Source organism: uncultured Roseobacter sp. (assembly GCF_947491795.1).
GTDB lineage: Bacteria > Pseudomonadota > Alphaproteobacteria > Rhodobacterales > Rhodobacteraceae > Roseobacter.
Genome location: NZ_CANLKW010000001.1, coordinates 1 through 17867, shown reverse-complemented (window position 1 = coordinate 17867; position 17867 = coordinate 1). Strand labels below are relative to the sequence as shown.

Sequence of the window (17867 nt, the reverse complement as noted above, 5' to 3'; positions counted from 1 at the left end):
AGAGGCAGATGGTGCCGGTATCATGCGACTGCTCATCTCCTTTGCCGCCCTGTTTCTCTCTGCCATCCTTCTGCAGCTTTCGTCAGGGGGTGTCGGACCCCTTGACGCCCTCTCCGGGATCGCCCTGAACTTTTCGCGCCAGGAGATCGGTCTTCTGGGATCGGCGCATTTTCTGGGGTTTTTCATCGGGTGCTGGTGGGCCCCCCGGCTGATGGGCACCGTCGGGCATTCTCGTGCTTTTGCGGCCTTTACGGCGGCGGGCGCCATCGGGCTGATGAGCCATATGCTTGTTGTGGACCCGCTGGCCTGGGCCGTGATGCGGATCGCATCGGGGATGTGCGTGGCAGGCTGCTACACCGTGATCGAAGCCTGGCTGCAGGCCAAAGTGACCAATGAGACGCGTGGCCGGACAATGGCCGTCTACCGTGTGGTCGATATGACCGGGTCGATGGCAGCACAGATGATCATCAGCGTTCTGGCGCCTGCATCCTACGTCTCCTATAACCTGCTGGCGATTGTGTGCTGTGCCGCACTGCTGCCGCTCACGCTGACCCGTGTCAGCCAGCCCGAGACCCCTGCCTCGCCGCGCCTGCGCCCCGGTCTGGCCTACCAGCGCTCGCCGCTCGCAGCCGCAGGGGTGCTGGTTGCCGCGCTCTCCAGCGCCTCTTTCCGCATGGTCGGCCCGCTCTACGGCACCGAGGTCGGGCTGAGCACCAGCCAGATCGCCTGGTTTCTTGCGGCATTCGTGCTGGGGGGCGCGCTGGCGCAATACCCGGTGGGCTGGCTGGCTGACAAATATGACAGGCGCACCGTGCTGGTCTGGCTGTCCGTGGCCGCAATCGCCAGTTCGGCCATCACAGTGTTCTCTGCAGGACTGGGCACAACCGGTATCATGCTGACAGCAGGTCTCTTTGGTCTAACCACCTTCCCGATCTATTCGGTTGCCGCCGCTCATGCCCATGATTTCGCCGCCGACGATGAACGGGTGGAGCTGTCTGCCGCGCTGATGTTCTGGTTTGCGCTCGGGGCCATTGCCGCCCCCTGGACGGCGTCATTGTTTATCGACCGGTATGGACCGCAGGCGCTTTTTGTCATGGTGGCCGCCGGTCACGTTCTGCTGGTACTGTTCGGCATCGCCCGGATGCGCGCGCGGCCCGCGCCAACCGAGCGGACAGGCTTTTCCTGGACACCGCGCACCTCTTTCACCCTCGGGCGCCTGAACCTGCGCAGCCGGGCGGCCGGCACGGCCGATAAGCCCGGGGACAAGACACAGAATTAGCGTGGCGCGCAGGCCCAAGCCGGTGTAGAGGGTGGCGGAACATCCAGAAGTACGGGGCGCGCATTGCCATGGCCAGACATCTCATCACCTCCGCCATTCCCTACATCAACGGGATCAAACACCTCGGCAACCTGGTGGGCAGCCAGCTGCCCGCTGATCTTTACGCACGCTACCTGCGCGCGCGCGGACACGAGGTTCTTTTTCTCTGTGCGACGGATGAACATGGCACACCTGCGGAGCTGGCCGCAGCCAAGGCGGGCAAACCGGTCGCCGACTACTGTGCCGAAATGCATGCAGTCCAGGCCGAAATCGCAGACGGTTTCCGTCTGTCTTTCGATCACTTCGGACGGTCCTCCAGCCCGCAGAACCACGCGCTGACCCAGCACTTTGCCGGTCGCCTGGCCGATGCAGGGCTGATCCGCGAAGTCAGCGAAAAACAGGTCTATTCCAACGCAGACGGGCGGTTTCTGCCGGACCGCTATATTGAAGGCACCTGTCCCAACTGCGGATATGACCGCGCGCGGGGTGATCAGTGCGAAAACTGCACTAAGCAGCTCGATCCAACCGACCTGATCGAACCGCGCTCAGCTGTATCCGGCTCCACAGATCTTGAAGTGCGCGAAACCAGGCACCTTTTCCTGTGCCAGTCACAGATGAAAGACGAGCTGGACGCGTGGATTGACAGCAAATCTGACTGGCCTGTGCTGACAACCTCGATTGCAAAAAAGTGGCTGCATGACGGGGATGGCCTGCAGGACCGTGGCATCACACGCGATCTGAACTGGGGCATCCCGGTCCGCCGGGGGGATGCGGACTGGCCCGGCATGGAAGGAAAAGTGTTCTATGTCTGGTTCGACGCACCGATCGAATACATTGCCTGCGCCGGTGAATGGGCCGCGGCAAACGGCCTGGACGATGCAGACTGGGAACGCTGGTGGCGTACAGACAAAGGCGCCGGCGACGTGCGGTACACGCAATTCATGGGTAAAGACAATGTGCCCTTTCATACGCTCAGCTTTCCCGCGACTGTTCTGGGCTCCGGCGAGCCCTGGAAGCTGGTCGATCACCTGAAGTCTTTCAACTATCTGAACTATGATGGCGGTCAGTTCTCGACATCGCAGGGCCGCGGCATTTTTATGGATCAGGCTCTGGAAATCCTGCCGGCAGACTACTGGCGCTGGTGGTTGCTGAGCCACGCGCCCGAAAACAGCGATTCAGAGTTCACCTGGGAAAACTTCCAGCAGTCGGTGAACAAGGATCTCGCCGATGTGCTCGGCAATTTTGTCAGCCGGATTACCAAATTCTGCCGGTCGAAATTCGGACAGGAAGTTCCCGCCGGAGGCACATTTGGCGCGGACGAGGAAGCGCTGATCAGCGATCTGTCCGAAATGCTGAAGCGCTATGAACAGGCGATGGAAAGCATGGAAGTGCGGAAATCGGCGGCGGAACTTCGTGCGATCTGGGCACGCGGCAACGAATACCTTCAGTCGGTTGCACCCTGGACCGAATTCAAAACAGACCCCGAACAGGCGGCGGCTCAGACGAGACTTGGCCTGAACCTGGCGCGCCTCTTCGCCGTCCTGTCGGCGCCCTTTGTGCCGGATGCGTCCGAGAAAATCCTGACCGCACTCAGGTCTGAGGATAACGCCTGGCCTGATGGTATGGCAGAGTTCCTGAGCGCGCTGCGGCCAGGGCATGATTTCGATGTCCCGGACGTGCTTTTTGCCAAGATCTCAGACGAACAGTCTGAAGAGTGGCAAAGCAGATTTGGCGGCACCCGGGTCTGAGACGCGGGTTTGCAGCGGCCACCTGGTTAATCTGGCTGTAACAGCGGGTGGTCGTCGCCGGTCGGCGGGCCGGGTTGCCATTTTTCTGGCTCTGCAGCGCGTGTTGTCCGGTTCAGAACTCTTCCCATCCTGCATCGTAGCTTTCCTCCGGCTCGGACTTCAGGGCTGTGTTCCCCTGCACTGATCCGGGGCTGCTTCTGACGGTTGCAGCCTGCGCTGTCGGTGCAGAGGGCGTTTTCGAGCGGGACGGCCTCTGAATTTCTGCCTGACCTTCGCCCAGCCGGAACCTTGCAACGGCGGATGCCAGTGCATCGGCTTCGGACGTCAGCGCGTGACTTGCAGCTGTCGTTTCTTCGAACATCGCGGCGTTCTGCTGGGTGAAATGATCCAGTTCATTCACGGCTGTATTGATCTCATTTAGCCCGCTTGATTGTTCGCGGGCGGAGGCCGCAATGGTGGCCACGCGTTTCGATATTTCCGACACAGAGGTGACGATCGAGGCAAGCGCTTCACCGGTTTTATCAACCAGATCAACCCCCTGCCGGACCTGCTCGCCCGAACTGGAGATCAGCGCGTTAATCTCGCTTGCCGCGTCCGATGACCGCTGCGCCAGAGCACGTACTTCCGTTGCGACGACGGCAAAGCCCCGGCCTGCCTCTCCCGCGCGTGCAGCTTCAACACCGGCATTGAGGGCAAGCAGGTTTGTCTGAAAGGCAATATCATCGATGACCGATGTGATTTTGGAAATCTGTTCAGAGGACGTTTTGATTGCGTCCATCGCACCAACTGCATTTCTTGCGATCTCGCCACCGCTCTCGGCATTGTTCTGCGCTTCTGCCGACATTGCCGAGGCCTCATCTGCACCCTCTGCTGCCGAACGTACCGAACTCGTCAGCTCATCCATCGCGGCGGCCGTTTCTTCAAGCGTGGCCGCCTGTTTTTCCGTCCTGCGAGACAGATCATCCGCTGCAGATGTGATTTCTCCGGCTTCGCTCCGGATTGACATGGCATTCTTCATGACGGCCTGAATAGCGTCTCGCAGCGCCGTGGTAGCCGCATTGAAATCAGCGCGGAGCTTTTCGTACTCGGGGGGAAAGCTGGTTTCTATGTCGCAGGAGAGGTCACCCGAAGCAAGGGTCTGCAGGCCGACGCCAAGCTGTTCGACGACCATTGCCTGCTCTTCAGCAATACGTGCGGCCTCTGCTTCCGACTTTTTCATGGTTTCTGCAGCCTCGGTCACGTCAGAGCCGATGAAAATAATCCGCTCAGTCACGCCCTCCGGTGTAGTCACCACCGCAAAACTCCCCTCGACGATCGGCTGGGAAGCCGCGCCCGACACCATGTCAAAGCGGCCCGATACCGGCTCGCCCCTGAGCACCGAAGAAAAGATACTTTCCGCTGTTTTCGATCCATTTGCCGACCCCGCAAACACCCGCGCAAAGGGCTCGCCATTGCTGCTGATGTCGCTTCCACGCAGTCTGGCCGCGTTTTCATTCAGGCCAACAAGGACGCCGTCGGCCGAAAACTCGACCCTGAGCTGGTTTTCGTCAATTGCACCGAGCAGCGCCGCGTTACGCGCATCCTCCGTCCGATCATTCCACTCGACAACTGCGCCGATGCCGGCGCCTTCATTGTCGGTCGCGCCGTTGAGACTGAGTTCAACCAGCGCCTCGCCGACTTTCACAGTCAGTTTGCAGGGAAATGCGTCATCGGCGCCCGAAAGAATTTTCTGCGCATGAGATTTCAGCGGTTTGAACTGCGACAGATCCTCGCCAATGATTTTTTCAGCGCTGAACCCAGGCCAGTATTCGGAAAGTGCGCCCGAGAGGTTTTGCAGCAGAGACTGGCATGTCGGGTTCACAAAAATGACCTTCAGCTTGTCATCCACCATCATCATCGGCGCCGTTGACCCGGAGAAAGCAGCGCCCTTAAAGGCGCTCTCGCGCGCGGTTACCTGTGCCGCACTCAGTTCCTCCCGGAATCCATCAAGGCGGCGTGCCATCTGGCCAAGCTCGTCACCGCGGCTGGTGTAGGGTACAGCCAGATCATATTCAGCTTCTGAAATCCGGCCCATTGCTTCTTCTATGCGCATCAGCGGCCTGGACATCTGATTGCGCAGGAAGAGCCCCGCGGCCGCAAGAGCGGCGATCATAACCCCTGCACCGAGCGAGAGGGCCTTCGTCAGCATCGATTGCAACAGCGCTTTCTGGTTTTCAGCGCTCCAGACCGATACGACCACACCGGAGATATCGCCATCACCAAAGATCGCGGGGAAAGCGGCCGCAAGACCATCGGCAGAAAAGGCAGGCTCGCCCGTTTCCAGAGCCTGCGCCGCAAGGGCTGTTGCTGTTTCCGTGTTGAAACCCTCATCGCCGGACTGAAAAATTACCTCGCCGGAAGAGCGCATCACCAGCGCACCGATGGCGTCCGGCTTGGCCGTCGTCATAACGTTGTCAACGGTCTGTTCAATGACCGGTGCATTCCCAAATTTAATCGCGCCGCCAAGCTGGATCGACAGAAGATAAGTGACCTCGGCCGCCCGCTCGCTCAGGGCGTTGCCCGTAAGTTCCGCTTTGGACCGGTTTTCGATCATCACAATCGTCGCAACAACGGCTACGACGCAGACCAGCACCATCACAGTACATTTGACGAAAAGACTGTTCAGCGGGTTGCGCTTTTTTTCAGATCGGGTTGTTGGCGACATCTGTCAGTTCCTCTGCGGGCAAAGTCGGCGGCACCCTCCCATCCTGCTGAATGGCGGCGCACACGAATATGCCAGAGCGTTACTCACAACTTCTTACGGTCGGCTTAATGCTACCGTTCCACCGCGGAAAACCACGATAAAAAAAGCGTCGAATTTGGGAAAACGGCTCGGCCGTCGTGGTACCCGCGGCCGGACTCGAACCGGCACGGCATTCCTGCCTGGGGATTTTAAGTCCCCTGTGTCTACCATTCCACCACGCGGGCCTGCGGTGCACAATAGCGCGCATTGCCGGGGTGTAAACGGGTCAGATATCCTTTCCTGGCAGCGCCAGCGGACCACCGTTATTCAGCAGAAATCGCTCGGACAGCCAGGGGTTGTTTTCCAGCGCCAGTATCAGCTCGGCCCGGGCTTCGGGGATGCGCCCCATATTCATCAGCGTCAGTGCTTTGCCTGATCGCGCGCCCACATGATCCGGTGACAAAGCCAGGGCTGCGTCCAGATCTACCAGTGCACTTTCATAGTCTTCGCGCAGAAAATGCACAAAAGCCCGCTGATTGAAGCCTTCTGCATAGAGCGGGCAATACTCTGCCAGGCGGTCAAACTCCCGCAGCGCAGATGCAAAGTCAAAACCCGACCGGTACCGCATGCCCCGGTCCAGAACCTCCTGCGCCGTCTCGTTCGGCGCGCGCAGCCAGACCTGCCACATCTTTGCTGCGATCTGCTGGCCTGCCTGATCGTTTTCTGCGGCACGCGCCTCTTCAAAGAGCGCACCAATTTCTTCTGACGTATCCTGTGGCGCAGGACAGGTTGCACCTGCGCCCCCGGCGGCCAGGAAAAGTATCACACAGAGTGTTTTCATAGCCCATTATGGTGGCACATCTCTGCCACCGGTCAAGTGGTGTCCGACAGCATCGTTTCTTTCACCGCTTCCATCGCTACATAGGTCGACGTGTTAGCGACATGCGGCAACCCTGAGATCGTGTCGCCCAGGAACCGCCGATAGGCGGTCATATCGCGGGTGCGCACCTTGAGCAGGTAGTCGAAATTGCCTGCAATCATATGGGCCTGTTCAATCTCGGGAACACGCGCAACGGCCTGGTTAAAAGCGGTGAGCGCGGCCTGACGCGTATCTGTCAGGCGGACTTCAACAAAGGCCACATGGTCAAGCCCCAGCTGGATCGGGTCCAGAAGCGCACGGTATCCGATGATGACACCGGCTTCCTCGAGCCGCCGCAGTCTCGCCTGTGTGGGAGATTTGGACAATCCGATGCGTTTCGCCAGATCCGTAATGCTGATCCGTCCATCCTCGGCCAATACGGAAAGAATCGACCGGTCAAAGCGATCGAGCGTCATCTTTTCACTTTTATCGCCATCCTCGATAAATTTCATACTCTGTCCCTTTGGAATCCCGATATTAAGTCATTATGACTTCGTGGAACGCGGTACACTAGAGAAAATGCATGATTGGAGACCTGCCATGCCCCGCGATACACCTGCCACGCTGCGCCACCTGATCGATGCCGGAACGTGGGCCGACCAGGCGACGGTACTGAAAGACCTGACACAGACCGCAGCCCTCAGCCCTGCGGACCGGCAGCAGATCAGCACAGATGCCGCGGCACTGGTGCGCGATATCCGCAGCAGCACCGCCCCGGGTCTGATGGAGGTTTTTCTGGCCGAATACGGCCTGTCCACGGATGAAGGCGTCGCACTGATGTGTCTGGCCGAGGCGCTGCTGCGCGTGCCCGACGCAGACACCATTGATGCCCTGATCGAGGATAAGATCGCCCCATCTGACTGGGGGCGTCATCTTGGGCACTCCACGTCCAGCCTGGTGAACGCTTCTACCTGGGCGCTGATGCTGACAGGCCGGGTCCTGGATGACGAGCAGCCCGGACCGGTGCGCCACCTGCGCGCTGCGATCAAACGACTGGGCGAGCCGGTCATCCGCACCGCCGTCAGCCGCGCCATGAAAGAAATGGGGCGCCAGTTTGTTCTGGGCGAAGACATTAACGCCGCAATGGAACGCGCTGCGAACATGGAGAAAAGCGGATTTACCTACTCTTATGACATGCTGGGGGAAGCCGCGCGCACAGAAGCCGATGCAAAGCGCTATCACCTGAGCTACTCACGCGCCATTTCTGCCATTGCGACGGCCTGCACCGATGAAGATATCCGCAAAAACCCCGGTATCTCGGTCAAACTGTCAGCGTTGCATCCACGGTATGAGGTGGCACAGTCAGAGGCGGTCATGACCAATCTTGTCCCGCGTCTGCGGGCCCTGGCACTGCTGGCAAAGTCGGCCGGTATGGGGCTGAACGTCGATGCCGAAGAAGCAGACCGGCTGGCCCTGTCACTGGAGGTGATTGACCGCGTCATGGGTGAGCCCGCCCTGTCGGGCTGGGACGGGTTCGGCATTGTGGTGCAGGCCTACGGCCCCCGGGCCGGTACGGTCATCGATGCGCTTTATGACATGGCCGGGCGCCATGACCGGCGCATCATGGTACGGCTGGTGAAAGGCGCCTACTGGGATACAGAGATCAAACGCGCGCAGGTCGAGGGCATTGACGGCTTTCCCGTCTTTACCCGCAAGGCCGCGACCGATGTCTCCTATATCAGCAATGCCCGCCGGTTGCTGGGCAAAACCGACCGGATCTACCCGCAATTCGCCACGCATAACGCCCATACGGTCGCAGCCATCCTGCACATGGCGGACGATCCGCAGAGCTATGAATTCCAGCGTCTGCACGGCATGGGCGAAACCCTGCACCGTCTGGTTATGAAACAGAACGGCACACGCTGCCGCATCTATGCGCCCGTCGGTGCGCACCGTGATCTGCTGGCCTACCTCGTGCGCCGCCTGCTGGAAAACGGTGCGAACTCGAGCTTTGTAAACCAGATCGTGGATGAGAACGTTCCGCCGGAGGTTGTGGCCGCAGACCCGTTTGCGGCACTGGAAACACCGGATACGCATATTATCCAGACCGGCCCCGACCTCTATCAGCCCGTGCGCCGGAATGCCCGAGGGTTTGACCTGACCCACACGCAAACCCTGGACGCGATTGAAGCCGCCCGAGCGCCCTGGCGGAACGCCACATGGTCAGCAGCGCCCCTGCTGGCAGGCGCTGCCGCAGAGGCCGACGTCGTCCCGGTACAAAACCCGTTCAACCCCGATGACAGCCCGGGCATCGTTCAGAACGCCACTGCAGCGGATGTTGCAACAGCCTTTGACGCCGCCCGCCCCTGGAGCGCCCCGCTGGCAACGCGGCAGGCTGTGCTGGTCCGGGCCAGTGACCTGCTGGAGGAAAACCACGGCCAGCTCTTTGCGCTGCTGGCACGCGAGGCTGGCAAAACCCTGCCGGACTGTGTCGCCGAGCTCAGGGAGGCCGTTGATTTTCTGCGGTACTATGCGACGCAGGCCACCGATGCGCCGCCCGCGGGCATTTTTACCTGCATTTCGCCCTGGAACTTCCCCCTGGCCATTTTCTGCGGTCAGATCTCGGCCGCACTGGCCGCGGGCAATGCGGTGCTGGCAAAACCAGCCGAACAGACGCCGCTGATTGCGCACCTGGCCGTCTCCCTCCTGCATGAGGCTGGCGTCCCGCGCGACGCACTGCAGCTGCTGCCAGGCGGGGGGGATGTGGGTGCCCTGCTCACAGGTGATGCGCGCGTGAATGGCGTGGCCTTTACCGGATCGACAGCCACCGCACAGCGCATCCGCAAAAACATGGCGCAGCACTGCATGCCGGGTACACCGCTCATCGCGGAAACCGGTGGCCTGAACGCTATGATTGTTGACAGCACAGCCCTGCCCGAACAGGCAGTTCAGTCCATCATCGAGAGCGCCTTTCAGTCCGCAGGTCAGCGGTGCTCGGCGCTGCGCTGTCTGTATGTCCAGAAAGACATTGCAGAGGACTTCACCAGGATGCTGACAGGCGCGATGCTCGCGCTGCAGGCGGGCGACCCCTGGGCGCTGTCGACAGATCTCGGCCCTGTCATCGACGAAACCGCGCGCAGGGGCATTGCCGATCACATCGCCACCGCGCGCGCGGAAGGACGCGTCATCAAAGAACTGGACACACCACCAGGCGGGACCTTTATCGCCCCGACCCTGATCGGCGTAAAAGGGATCGGTGATCTGGAACGGGAGATTTTCGGGCCGGTGCTGCATCTGGCCACCTTCCGCTCGCACGAGCTGGACCAGGTCATCGCTGACATCAACAACACCGGCTATGGGCTGACCTTTGGCCTGCACACCCGGATTGACGACCGGGTCCAGCATGTGTCGGAACGCATCGAAGCCGGAAACGTCTATATCAACCGTAACCAGATCGGTGCCATTGTCGGCAGTCAGCCTTTCGGCGGCGAGGGCCTGTCAGGCACGGGACCAAAAGCAGGCGGTCCGAACTATCTGCCCCGTTTCGGTGCCCCGGACAGAGAAACCACGCAAGACAGCTGGAACAGCACAGCAGACCGTCTGCCAGAAGCCCCCGAGGCCCCTGCATTGGCCCTGAGCACGCAAAGCCTGCCGGGTCCGACGGGCGAATCCAACCGGCTCAGCACCCTGCCCCGCGCGCCACTCCTGTGCATGGGCCCCGGACCGGATGCCGCCGCAGCCCAGGCCCGCGCTGTGCGCGCGCTGGGAGGCGTCGCCGTTGAAACGACAGGCGCAACAGACCCGGCAATGCTGACCGACGGCCCCGCCTGGGGCGGTGTTCTGTGGTGGGGCGATGAAGAGACCGGCCGCGCAACAGAACGTGCTCTGTCAGAGCGCACAGGCCCGATCATTCCGCTGATCCCCGGTCGCCCCGATGATGCGCGGGTCCGCGCTGAACGGCACGTCTGTGTCGACACGACAGCTTCGGGGGGCAACGCTGCATTGCTCGGGGCTGCGACATAATTCCAATGGGCCGCCGGTCAGTTCACGGCGGTCCTTGACCCCCGGCGCGCAATCACCGAGCGTGCTGGCATGTTTCCGATCCGTGATCATAATCCGTCCGGCCGCACGCCCTGGGTCACCTGGGGCCTGATGACAGTAAACGTTCTGGTTTTCCTCAGCTACTGGGGCGACATGCAGAACGTCCGGGTGATGAATGCCCTGTGGTACGACTGGGCGATGATACCGGCCCGCATCTCTGATGGCGGCGGATACTACACCCTGTTCAGTTCGATGTTTCTGCACGGGGGCATCATGCACCTGCTGGGTAACATGCTGTTTCTGTGGATTTTCGGCGACAATATCGAGGACGCTCTTGGCCATGTAACCTATCTGGGGTTCTATCTCGCCTCCGGCGTGCTTGCGGCGGTTACTCAGGTCGTGATTGATCCTGGCTCGGGCATTCCGACGGTCGGGGCTTCGGGGGCCATCGCCGGGGTTATGGGGGGCTACCTGCTGCTCTTTCCCCGCGCCAGGGTCGATATCCTGCTTATTCTGATCGTTTTTTTCCGCGTTTTTCCCATACCGGCCTGGATCATGCTGGCCGTCTGGTTCGCGATGCAGTTTCTGGGCGGTATCGGGTCTGATCCGCAGGCCGGTGGTGTTGCCTACTGGGCGCACGCAGGCGGGTTTGTGGCGGGGCTGGTGCTCATTGTGCCGGCCTGGCTGGCGCGTGGTGGCCCGGCTTTCTGGCAGCGCACCCATGGCCATCCTCCGCACCCCGAAGCGCAATACGTCGTGTCGCGAAGCCGCATTCCGAAAGTGCGGCGCAGGTGACCGGGACACTGATTACAGCACGCTGCCACTGCGGCTCGGTGGTGATTACAGCGGAACTGAAAGGGCGTGGCATGTCCCCTGCCAGATGCACCTGTTCCTTCTGCCGCCGCCGTCAGGCCGGCAATGTCAGCTGCGCATACAGTTCTCTGAAAATCCTGTCCGGCGCGGAACAGCTGCGTTGCTATCAGTTCGGGACGAAAACCGCCGAGCATTATTTCTGTGGCGACTGCGGGATTTACACGCATCACCGGCGCCGCTCGGATCCTTCAGAAATCGGTGTGAACATCGGCTGCATCGACGGGCAGGACCCGACGGATTACGAACCGATGATCTGGCACGATGGCGTGAACCACCCTGCGGACACCTGACACGGATCAGTCGCGGATAAGTTTTGCCAGTGGTGCAAAAAGCGCCTCGTTGGCGCAGATAATCGTGCCATCCGCAATGATATCACCTGCCGGATCGATGGGTTCCGCCAGTCCACCCGCTTCACGCAGGATAATCAAACCTGCAGCGATGTCCCAGGCATTCAGACGGCGTTCCCAGTAGCCGTCATAGCGACCGGCAGCCACATAGGCGAGATCGAGCGCCGCAGCACCCCAGCGGCGCACACCGGCACAACCCGGCAGAACGCGGCCCAGTTCCCGCAGCGTGTCAGGCAGATCACCGCGACCGCCAAAGGGCAGACCGGTGGCGAAGACGCTTTCGATCATTCGGCTGCGGCCTGATACGCGCAGACGGCTTTCGTTCATCCATGCGCCCGCACCTTTTTCTGCCCAGAACATCTCATCCTTGGCCGGGTCAAAGACGACACCAGCCACAACCTGGCCCTTGTGCTCCAGCGCAATGGATACAGCCCAGTGCGGCAGACCGTGCAGATAGTTGGTGGTGCCATCCAGCGGGTCAACAATCCAGCGGCGGGTCGGGTCCTGGCCCTCTTCCTCGTTAGATTCCTCGCCCACCCAGCCATATGTCGGGCGCGCGCCCATCAGGTCCTCTTTGATGATCTTTTCGGCGTTCAGATCGGCACGGGACACAAAATCGCCCGCCCCCTTCATTGACACCTGCAGGTTCTCAACCTCGCGGAAGTCCTTGACCAGCGACCGCCCCGCTTTGCGGGCGGCTTTGATCATAATGTTGAGATTTGCGCTGCCAGCCATATCCGGGACCTCATGTGAACTACAGGCTGCGCGTATAGGCGAGGTATGCGCCCTTGCCAAGGGGGGGCAACCTGCGCGGCAAGCGGTCATGCATCCGGCGCAACCCAGGCCGCGACACCGCCAGGCATTTCGGGCCGGAAATAGGCAATCATCCGTCGGTCGCCCCCGGCGCGCGCGCCCTCTTGCCAGGGGGCAACTCCGTGCAGTGCCAGCCGGTGGATGATGATCGCTCCGCCACGTGGCGCGGTGACAGGTACACGGCGACAGGTTTCAAACACCTCCCGCCGTGCGCGCTGGTAGACGTCGGTTACATCAAGATCCGGCAGGCTGTCTGCGGGCAGGCCCTGAAAAGCCTCTGCGAAAGCCCTGCGCAGAATAAGATGACTACCCTCCCAGACAACAAGCGGGGCTGCGGCCGGGTCAGCGGTGTTCAGCGGAATACCAAGAATAAAGGCGTGCGATTCCCGGACAAACCGGCGTTTTGGCGCCCCGATACCGATCAGCCCGTCCACATGGGCCGCGTCCCGGTTCCGCCTGTAACGAAAAGCCGCCGCGTTTTCTCCCGCACGCGGCCGCGGATAGCCCGGAAACGTCACCGACAGCTGCGCACGGTGCAGCGCGGGCCAGCATCCCACGCGCGCGCGCAGAAACTCCACGGCTGCCCCGCTGAGAGGTTCTGAGCCGGCCACGCGGCCCAATGCATCGTTGTCAAGCGCGTCGAGGCCCACAAACCAGGTCCCTTCGCATTGATAAAGATGCGCCAGTGCAGGGTCCTTCAGAGCTCTTTCTGCATCGCGCGCGGCGTGCTCCGTCCAGGTCAGGGTCGGTGTTTCCGGTGCAAAAACGCGCCAGCCGGTCTGCTCAAAAGGCATCACCCGGCCAGCGCCTTGCGGATCATATTCGCGGCCACAAGCAGCAGAAAAACAGCAAACACGCGGCGCAACGGCAGCGCATCAAGACTGTGCGCCAGCCGTACCCCCAGCGGGGTCGTGATCAGCGTCATGCCAATGGTCAGAAGAAACGCCGCCACATTCACCGACCCGACCGTCCAAGGGGGCCTCGCCTCTGCCGCGACCGGGCTGAGCAGAAACCCGAGCACGGCCGGTGCGGCGATCAGCAGCCCAAACCCCGCCGCGGTTGCCACTGCACGGTGCACGGGCGTCCCATAGAGCGTCATCAGCGGCACACCAAAACTGCCGCCCCCCACGCCCATGAGAACGGACAGAAACCCGACGACAGGCGACATCGACAGACGCGCGGGGCCTGCCGGCATCTCTGACCCCAATCGCCAGTGACTGCGCCCAAGCGCCATGTAGAGCCCCACGGTCACGGCCAGCACTCCGAACAGCAGCTGCAATGTGGTGCTGCGCAACTGTGCCACCACCAGCATACCGGCCACCGCCCCCACCATGATACCCGGTGCCCAGCCCCGCAGAACCGGCCAGATCACAGCGCCCGTTTTATTGTGGCTCAGCACAGAGCGCAGAGAGGTCACAATGATCGTTGCCAGCGAGGTGGCCACGCTGACCTGCATCAGCTGATCACCGCCATATCCCAGCACAGAAAAGGCGTAGAAGTAGGCTGGCACCAGAACAATCCCGCCCCCGACACCCAGCAATCCGGCCAGAACGCCGGCAAAAGCACCGATGACGGCCAGCAGGGCGGTCATCTGCATCAGCAGAACGGGATCAGGCATCAGCTCCGGGGTCATGGAAATTTCAGCCGGCGCGGGCGACAGGATCGGCCGGGGCGATCAGGGACAGAGCTTCCTCGACCAGCGCGCGTCCGGCACCGGGCCTGTGCGCCCCTTCCGACAGCATCCGCCGCCAGGCCCGTGCGCCAGGCCTGCCATTAAACAGACCAAGCATATGGCGGGTGATCTGACCGAGCCGCCCGCCTGCCTCAATATGCGCGTCGATATAGGGCAGCATGGCCGTAACGGCTTCTTCTGCCGTGCGCACGGTGCCCCGGCCAAAGATGACAGGGTCCGCCGCGCCCAGCACGGCAACGGGATTGTGATAAGCCTCGCGCCCGATCATCACGCCATCCAGTCCGCCATCAAGGAACATCTCAGCCTGCTCCAGCGTGGTAATGCCACCATTCACCGAAATATGCAGATTTGGGAACAGCCCTTTCATCCGGTGCACCAGATCATAGTTCAGCGGCGGAATATCGCGGTTTTCCTTTGGGCTCAGCCCCTGCAACCAGGCTTTGCGGGCGTGTATGGCCACACGCTCGCACCCTGCCCCCACGATCCGTGCGAGGAATTCTGGCAGCACCTCCTCGGGGTCCTGATCATCAACGCCGATACGGCATTTAACCGTCACATCCACGTCCACAGCCCGGCGCATAGCCGAAACACACCCGGCCACCAGTGCGTGACGCTCCATCAGCACGGCGCCAAAACAACCCGACTGCACCCGGTCCGACGGGCAGCCGACATTCAGGTTAATCTCAGTATATCCCCGCGCCTCTCCCATCCGCGCCGCTTCGGCAAGCTCGGCCGGATCAGATCCGCCAAGCTGCAGCGCCACAGGCTGTTCCTCTGGCGAAAACTCCAAAAGGTGCTCAGCCCCGCCGCGTACCAGCGCAGCCGATGTCACCATCTCGGTATACAGCAGAACCTCGCGGCTGAGCTGCCGGTGAAGAAAACGGCAATGCCGGTCGGTCCAGTCCATCATGGGCGCAACGGATAAGCGCGACGCATTGAGAACGTTAGATTTTATTTTTTTATCAGCCATTTACCGCTCATCTATCCGCCTCGTTACTGCCTCATATGTTGTAATTCTCCCCTATTTTTGGCATGATTTACAACAAATGTTGTAACTTTGGCCAAATGTTGTAACCCCATGGGTACCATCATCAAGCGAAAGCGCAAAGATGGCTCTGCCGCTTGGCTTGCCCAGATTGGACCTGTCCCGTATTAGTGCCGCCCCAAGTGTTCGTTTAGGCCACTTTCCGATCGAAGGCGACTGGGCTTTTCCAGCCCAATGCTGAGTACCGCCTTCGCGGATTGTAGAAGCCATTGACGTATTGGAAGATTGCCAATTCGGCTTATCGGCGTGTTGGCCATGACCTTCGCCAAATCAGTTCTGCCTTGATCGTTTTGAAGAAGGTCTCGACGGCGGAGTTGTCATAACAATTGCCCTTGCCTCTCATGGATACCTTGAACCCATGCTGGCGCAGCAGTTTCTGGTAGTCATGTGAGCAGTATTGCGACCCGCGATCGGCGTGATGAATGCAGCCTTTGGGTGGCTGGCGCAGCGCCACGGCCATCTTCAGCGCACGGATCGTCAGGTCGCGCTTCATGCGATTGCTAACGGCCCAGCCGATCACCCGACGAGAATGTAGATCAAGTATGACAGCCAGGTAGAGCCATCCTTCTTGTGTCCAGACATAGCTGATATCACCTGCCCAATTCTGGTTCGGTTGATTGGCATGGAAGTCTCGGTTCAGCAGGTTCGGCGCGATATTGAAAGCGTGATTGCTATCTGTTGTGACCTTGTATTTCTTTGATCTTTCAACCCGGATGCCGTTCTCACGCATGAGCCTGCCGACGCGGCGGTGGCCAATGTTCAAACCCAGCTCTTTTAGTTCTTCCGTCATTCTCGGACGGCCGTAGCTGCCCAAGCTGAGACGCGATTGTTCCTTGATGTGTGCCAGAACGACCATGTCGGTTCGCTGCCTTTGGCTGGCAGGTCGGCTGCGATAGGCACGCAAGCCACGTTCGCTGACATCCAGTACATTGCACATCCGCTTGGCGCGGAATGTATTAGTGTTTCTTCGATGAACCGGAACCTCATTGCTTTTGGCCCGCGAAGAACTGCGTTGCCTTTTTTAGGATTTCCCTCTCCTCCTTGAGAATACGGTTCTCTCGTCGAAGTCGTTCGTTCTCACGGGCAAGATCGAGGTCTTTGTCAGACACCACTTCGGTGTCGCGATGCGCAGTCACCCACTTGTTCAGTGTCGACAACCCGACACCCAAATCTGACGCAACTTGCTTCCTCGTCAGTCCACTCGTCAGCGCGATCCGCACCGCGTCAGCACGAAATTCGTCCGTCCGTTTCAGTCCCATAGTTCATCTCCTTTGGTGCAATAAATGCTATCAAAAGAGCGGCATCAAACCGCGACACGTCCAAACGGCACCTCCTGCAACGATAAGCGCGCCGCTCAGTCCGGCAGCGCTACCCGCGAGGTCGGGCCGAACCGACATGGCACCCGCATGGCTTCCAGGCATGGTAATTCCATTTCCTAGTCCTACGAAAATCGTATTTGCAATATACAACTCTGCTAACGTTATCCCTGAAGTGAGGTGCGCCAATCCACTGGCAAGACCTACACAGGCCACAACTCTTCCAACGATCATCATGGTCGTGGGTTCGAAGTTCTTTTCAACTCGACCGGCTAGAAAGCCACCGATCATGAAGCCAACGGTAATGGTTCCGATGTAGAAGCCGAGTTCGGCGGTTGTGACATTGAACATGGACTGAGCGACAAGGGGCGCGCCTGTCAAAAAGATGTAGAATGCACCTACAGACAGCGTACCGCAGAGCGCTTAAGCCCAGAACAGCAGCTCACGGATCGGCGTCGTTGTGCAGGGTACCGGCGTAGCAGCATCTGTTGCCCTTCGCAGTTTTGTCTCTCCAAGGTCGAACCAACACAGGAGGAGCAACCCGAACCCCGCGACGGCATAGAGACCAAAGACAGATCGACAGCCAAAGAAGGCGTCCAGTACGCCCCCCAGCATGGGACCGATCATTGGGGCGATTGCCATCGCCATCCCGATATGCCAATCAGGCTCACCGCTTCGCGCTCAGTCCGGATGTCGCGCACGATTGCCAGCGAAAGCACATAGCCGCCATTGATCCCGCCCTGGAGCATTCGGCAAACCAGAAAAACATGAACGTTCGGCGCAAAGGTGCAGCCGACAGATGCGATAGCGAAAACGAGCAAAGCAACCAGCAGTACAAGCCGCCGTCCGATGCGGTCTGACATGGGACCGATCATGAGTTGGATAACGGCTGTGATTGCCAGATAAGGGCCAGCAAAACAGGTAGCTTTCTCTAGGTGCTGGCCGACAGCCTCCAAAGTTTCATGACACGCTCTCTCAAAGATGAGTCTTTGGAGGTGATCCAATCCCCTCAAACCAGGCCACTTAGGTGCTGTTGATCCGCCCAAGCTAAGGATGGACCATGAAACGTAGATTTAGTGACGAACAGATCAT

15 protein-coding genes, 1 tRNA gene and 1 pseudogene are annotated in these 17867 nt (G+C 60.3%); 5 read left to right on the top strand and 12 right to left on the bottom strand.

All coding sequences use genetic code 11. The features are described 5' to 3' along the window. Positions 1-22: 22 nt before the first annotated feature. Both Q1A34_RS00080 and metG read left to right on the top strand, forming a co-directional pair. Positions 23-1279: an MFS transporter gene (locus Q1A34_RS00080; protein WP_300029032.1), complete on the top strand. Its 1257-nt coding sequence runs from the start codon at positions 23-25 to the stop codon at positions 1277-1279. A 68-nt stretch (positions 1280-1347) separates the two neighbouring features. Next, complete coding sequence (gene metG / locus Q1A34_RS00075; RefSeq protein WP_300029029.1) at positions 1348-3066, top strand: methionine--tRNA ligase; 1719 nt, start codon at positions 1348-1350, stop codon at positions 3064-3066. Between the two features lie 112 nt (positions 3067-3178). Here the strand turns inward: metG and Q1A34_RS00070 are convergent, their stop codons facing one another. The 4 genes from Q1A34_RS00070 to Q1A34_RS00055 form a co-directional block, all read right to left on the bottom strand. Next, positions 3179-5770, bottom strand: a complete 2592-nt coding sequence (locus Q1A34_RS00070; protein ID WP_300029026.1) for a methyl-accepting chemotaxis protein — start codon at positions 5768-5770, stop codon at positions 3179-3181. A gap of 177 nt (positions 5771-5947) precedes the next feature. Continuing rightward, a tRNA-Leu gene (locus Q1A34_RS00065) sits at positions 5948-6033 on the bottom strand. A gap of 41 nt (positions 6034-6074) precedes the next feature. Further along, on the bottom strand, positions 6075-6629 hold the full coding sequence (locus tag Q1A34_RS00060; protein WP_300029023.1) for a tetratricopeptide repeat protein: 555 nt from the start codon (positions 6627-6629) through the stop codon (positions 6075-6077). 32 nt (positions 6630-6661) lie between these two features. After that, positions 6662-7159 (bottom strand): Lrp/AsnC ligand binding domain-containing protein, encoded by a 498-nt coding sequence (locus Q1A34_RS00055; protein ID WP_300029020.1) that lies wholly within the window; start codon positions 7157-7159, stop codon positions 6662-6664. A gap of 88 nt (positions 7160-7247) precedes the next feature. Between Q1A34_RS00055 and putA the strand changes: the two genes are divergently transcribed. The 3 genes from putA (at position 7248) to Q1A34_RS00040 (ending at position 11851) form a co-directional block, all read left to right on the top strand. Further along, entirely contained in the window at positions 7248-10670 is a 3423-nt protein-coding gene (putA, locus tag Q1A34_RS00050) for a bifunctional proline dehydrogenase/L-glutamate gamma-semialdehyde dehydrogenase PutA (protein WP_300029017.1), read from the top strand. Between the two features lie 69 nt (positions 10671-10739). Beyond that, the gene (locus Q1A34_RS00045) at positions 10740-11483 is read left to right on the top strand and encodes a rhomboid family intramembrane serine protease (RefSeq protein WP_300029014.1); all 744 of its coding nucleotides are present in this window, start codon (positions 10740-10742) and stop codon (positions 11481-11483) included. Continuing rightward, positions 11480-11851 carry a GFA family protein gene (locus tag Q1A34_RS00040; RefSeq protein ID WP_300029011.1) on the top strand — a complete coding sequence of 124 codons (372 nt, stop codon included), beginning with the start codon at positions 11480-11482 and terminating at the stop codon, positions 11849-11851. Before Q1A34_RS00045 ends, Q1A34_RS00040 begins: the two co-directional genes overlap by 4 nt. 6 nt (positions 11852-11857) lie before the next feature. On the opposite strand, the gene Q1A34_RS00035 is transcribed toward Q1A34_RS00040, so the two are convergent. The 8 genes and pseudogenes from Q1A34_RS00035 to Q1A34_RS22005 all read right to left on the bottom strand — a co-directional run bounded on the left by Q1A34_RS00035 (position 11858) and on the right by Q1A34_RS22005 (position 17650). Beyond that, positions 11858-12643 carry an inositol monophosphatase family protein gene (locus tag Q1A34_RS00035; RefSeq protein WP_300029008.1) on the bottom strand — a complete coding sequence of 262 codons (786 nt, stop codon included), beginning with the start codon at positions 12641-12643 and terminating at the stop codon, positions 11858-11860. Positions 12644-12729: 86 nt separating this feature from the next. Beyond that, a complete protein-coding gene (locus Q1A34_RS00030; protein ID WP_300032286.1) occupies positions 12730-13515 on the bottom strand; it encodes a hypothetical protein in 786 nt (261 codons plus the stop codon). Beyond that, positions 13515-14339 (bottom strand): sulfite exporter TauE/SafE family protein, encoded by an 825-nt coding sequence (locus tag Q1A34_RS00025; RefSeq protein ID WP_300032285.1) that lies wholly within the window; start codon positions 14337-14339, stop codon positions 13515-13517. The genes Q1A34_RS00030 and Q1A34_RS00025 overlap by 1 nt, the downstream gene beginning before the upstream one ends. Before the next feature lie 22 nt (positions 14340-14361). Continuing rightward, the gene (gene dusA, locus Q1A34_RS00020; RefSeq protein ID WP_300029005.1) at positions 14362-15384 is read right to left on the bottom strand and encodes a tRNA dihydrouridine(20/20a) synthase DusA; all 1023 of its coding nucleotides are present in this window, start codon (positions 15382-15384) and stop codon (positions 14362-14364) included. Positions 15385-15589: 205 nt separating this feature from the next. Next, a pseudogene (locus tag Q1A34_RS00015) lies at positions 15590-16718 on the bottom strand (IS3 family transposase). 30 nt (positions 16719-16748) lie between these two features. Then, positions 16749-17126 (bottom strand): hypothetical protein, encoded by a 378-nt coding sequence (locus Q1A34_RS00010; protein WP_300029002.1) that lies wholly within the window; start codon positions 17124-17126, stop codon positions 16749-16751. Between the two features lie 72 nt (positions 17127-17198). Continuing rightward, a complete protein-coding gene (locus tag Q1A34_RS22010) occupies positions 17199-17402 on the bottom strand; it encodes a hypothetical protein (protein ID WP_366942793.1) in 204 nt (67 codons plus the stop codon). Then, positions 17399-17650 carry an MFS transporter gene (locus Q1A34_RS22005; RefSeq protein WP_366942792.1) on the bottom strand — a complete coding sequence of 84 codons (252 nt, stop codon included), beginning with the start codon at positions 17648-17650 and terminating at the stop codon, positions 17399-17401. The genes Q1A34_RS22010 and Q1A34_RS22005 overlap by 4 nt, the downstream gene beginning before the upstream one ends. Positions 17651-17867: the final 217 nt, after the last annotated feature.

Bases quoted from the DNA above. Each gene is read 5' to 3' on its own strand.
- Q1A34_RS00080 (WP_300029032.1), top strand. From the start codon at position 23: ATGCGACTGCTCATCTCCTTTGCCGCCCTGTTTCTCTCTGCCATCCTT.
- metG (WP_300029029.1), top strand. From the start codon at position 1,348: ATGGCCAGACATCTCATCACCTCCGCCATTCCCTACATCAACGGGATC.
- Q1A34_RS00070 (WP_300029026.1), bottom strand. From the start codon at position 5,770: ATGTCGCCAACAACCCGATCTGAAAAAAAGCGCAACCCGCTGAACAGT.
- Q1A34_RS00060 (WP_300029023.1), bottom strand. From the start codon at position 6,629: ATGAAAACACTCTGTGTGATACTTTTCCTGGCCGCCGGGGGCGCAGGT.
- Q1A34_RS00055 (WP_300029020.1), bottom strand. From the start codon at position 7,159: ATGAAATTTATCGAGGATGGCGATAAAAGTGAAAAGATGACGCTCGAT.
- putA (WP_300029017.1), top strand. From the start codon at position 7,248: ATGCCCCGCGATACACCTGCCACGCTGCGCCACCTGATCGATGCCGGA.
- Q1A34_RS00045 (WP_300029014.1), top strand. From the start codon at position 10,740: ATGTTTCCGATCCGTGATCATAATCCGTCCGGCCGCACGCCCTGGGTC.
- Q1A34_RS00035 (WP_300029008.1), bottom strand. From the start codon at position 12,643: ATGGCTGGCAGCGCAAATCTCAACATTATGATCAAAGCCGCCCGCAAA.
- Q1A34_RS00030 (WP_300032286.1), bottom strand. From the start codon at position 13,515: ATGCCTTTTGAGCAGACCGGCTGGCGCGTTTTTGCACCGGAAACACCG.
- Q1A34_RS00025 (WP_300032285.1), bottom strand. From the start codon at position 14,339: ATGCCTGATCCCGTTCTGCTGATGCAGATGACCGCCCTGCTGGCCGTC.
- dusA (WP_300029005.1), bottom strand. From the start codon at position 15,384: ATGGCTGATAAAAAAATAAAATCTAACGTTCTCAATGCGTCGCGCTTA.
- Q1A34_RS00010 (WP_300029002.1), bottom strand. From the start codon at position 17,126: ATGTTCAATGTCACAACCGCCGAACTCGGCTTCTACATCGGAACCATT.
- Q1A34_RS22010 (WP_366942793.1), bottom strand. From the start codon at position 17,402: ATGATCGGTCCCATGCTGGGGGGCGTACTGGACGCCTTCTTTGGCTGT.
- Q1A34_RS22005 (WP_366942792.1), bottom strand. From the start codon at position 17,650: ATGATCGGTCCCATGTCAGACCGCATCGGACGGCGGCTTGTACTGCTG.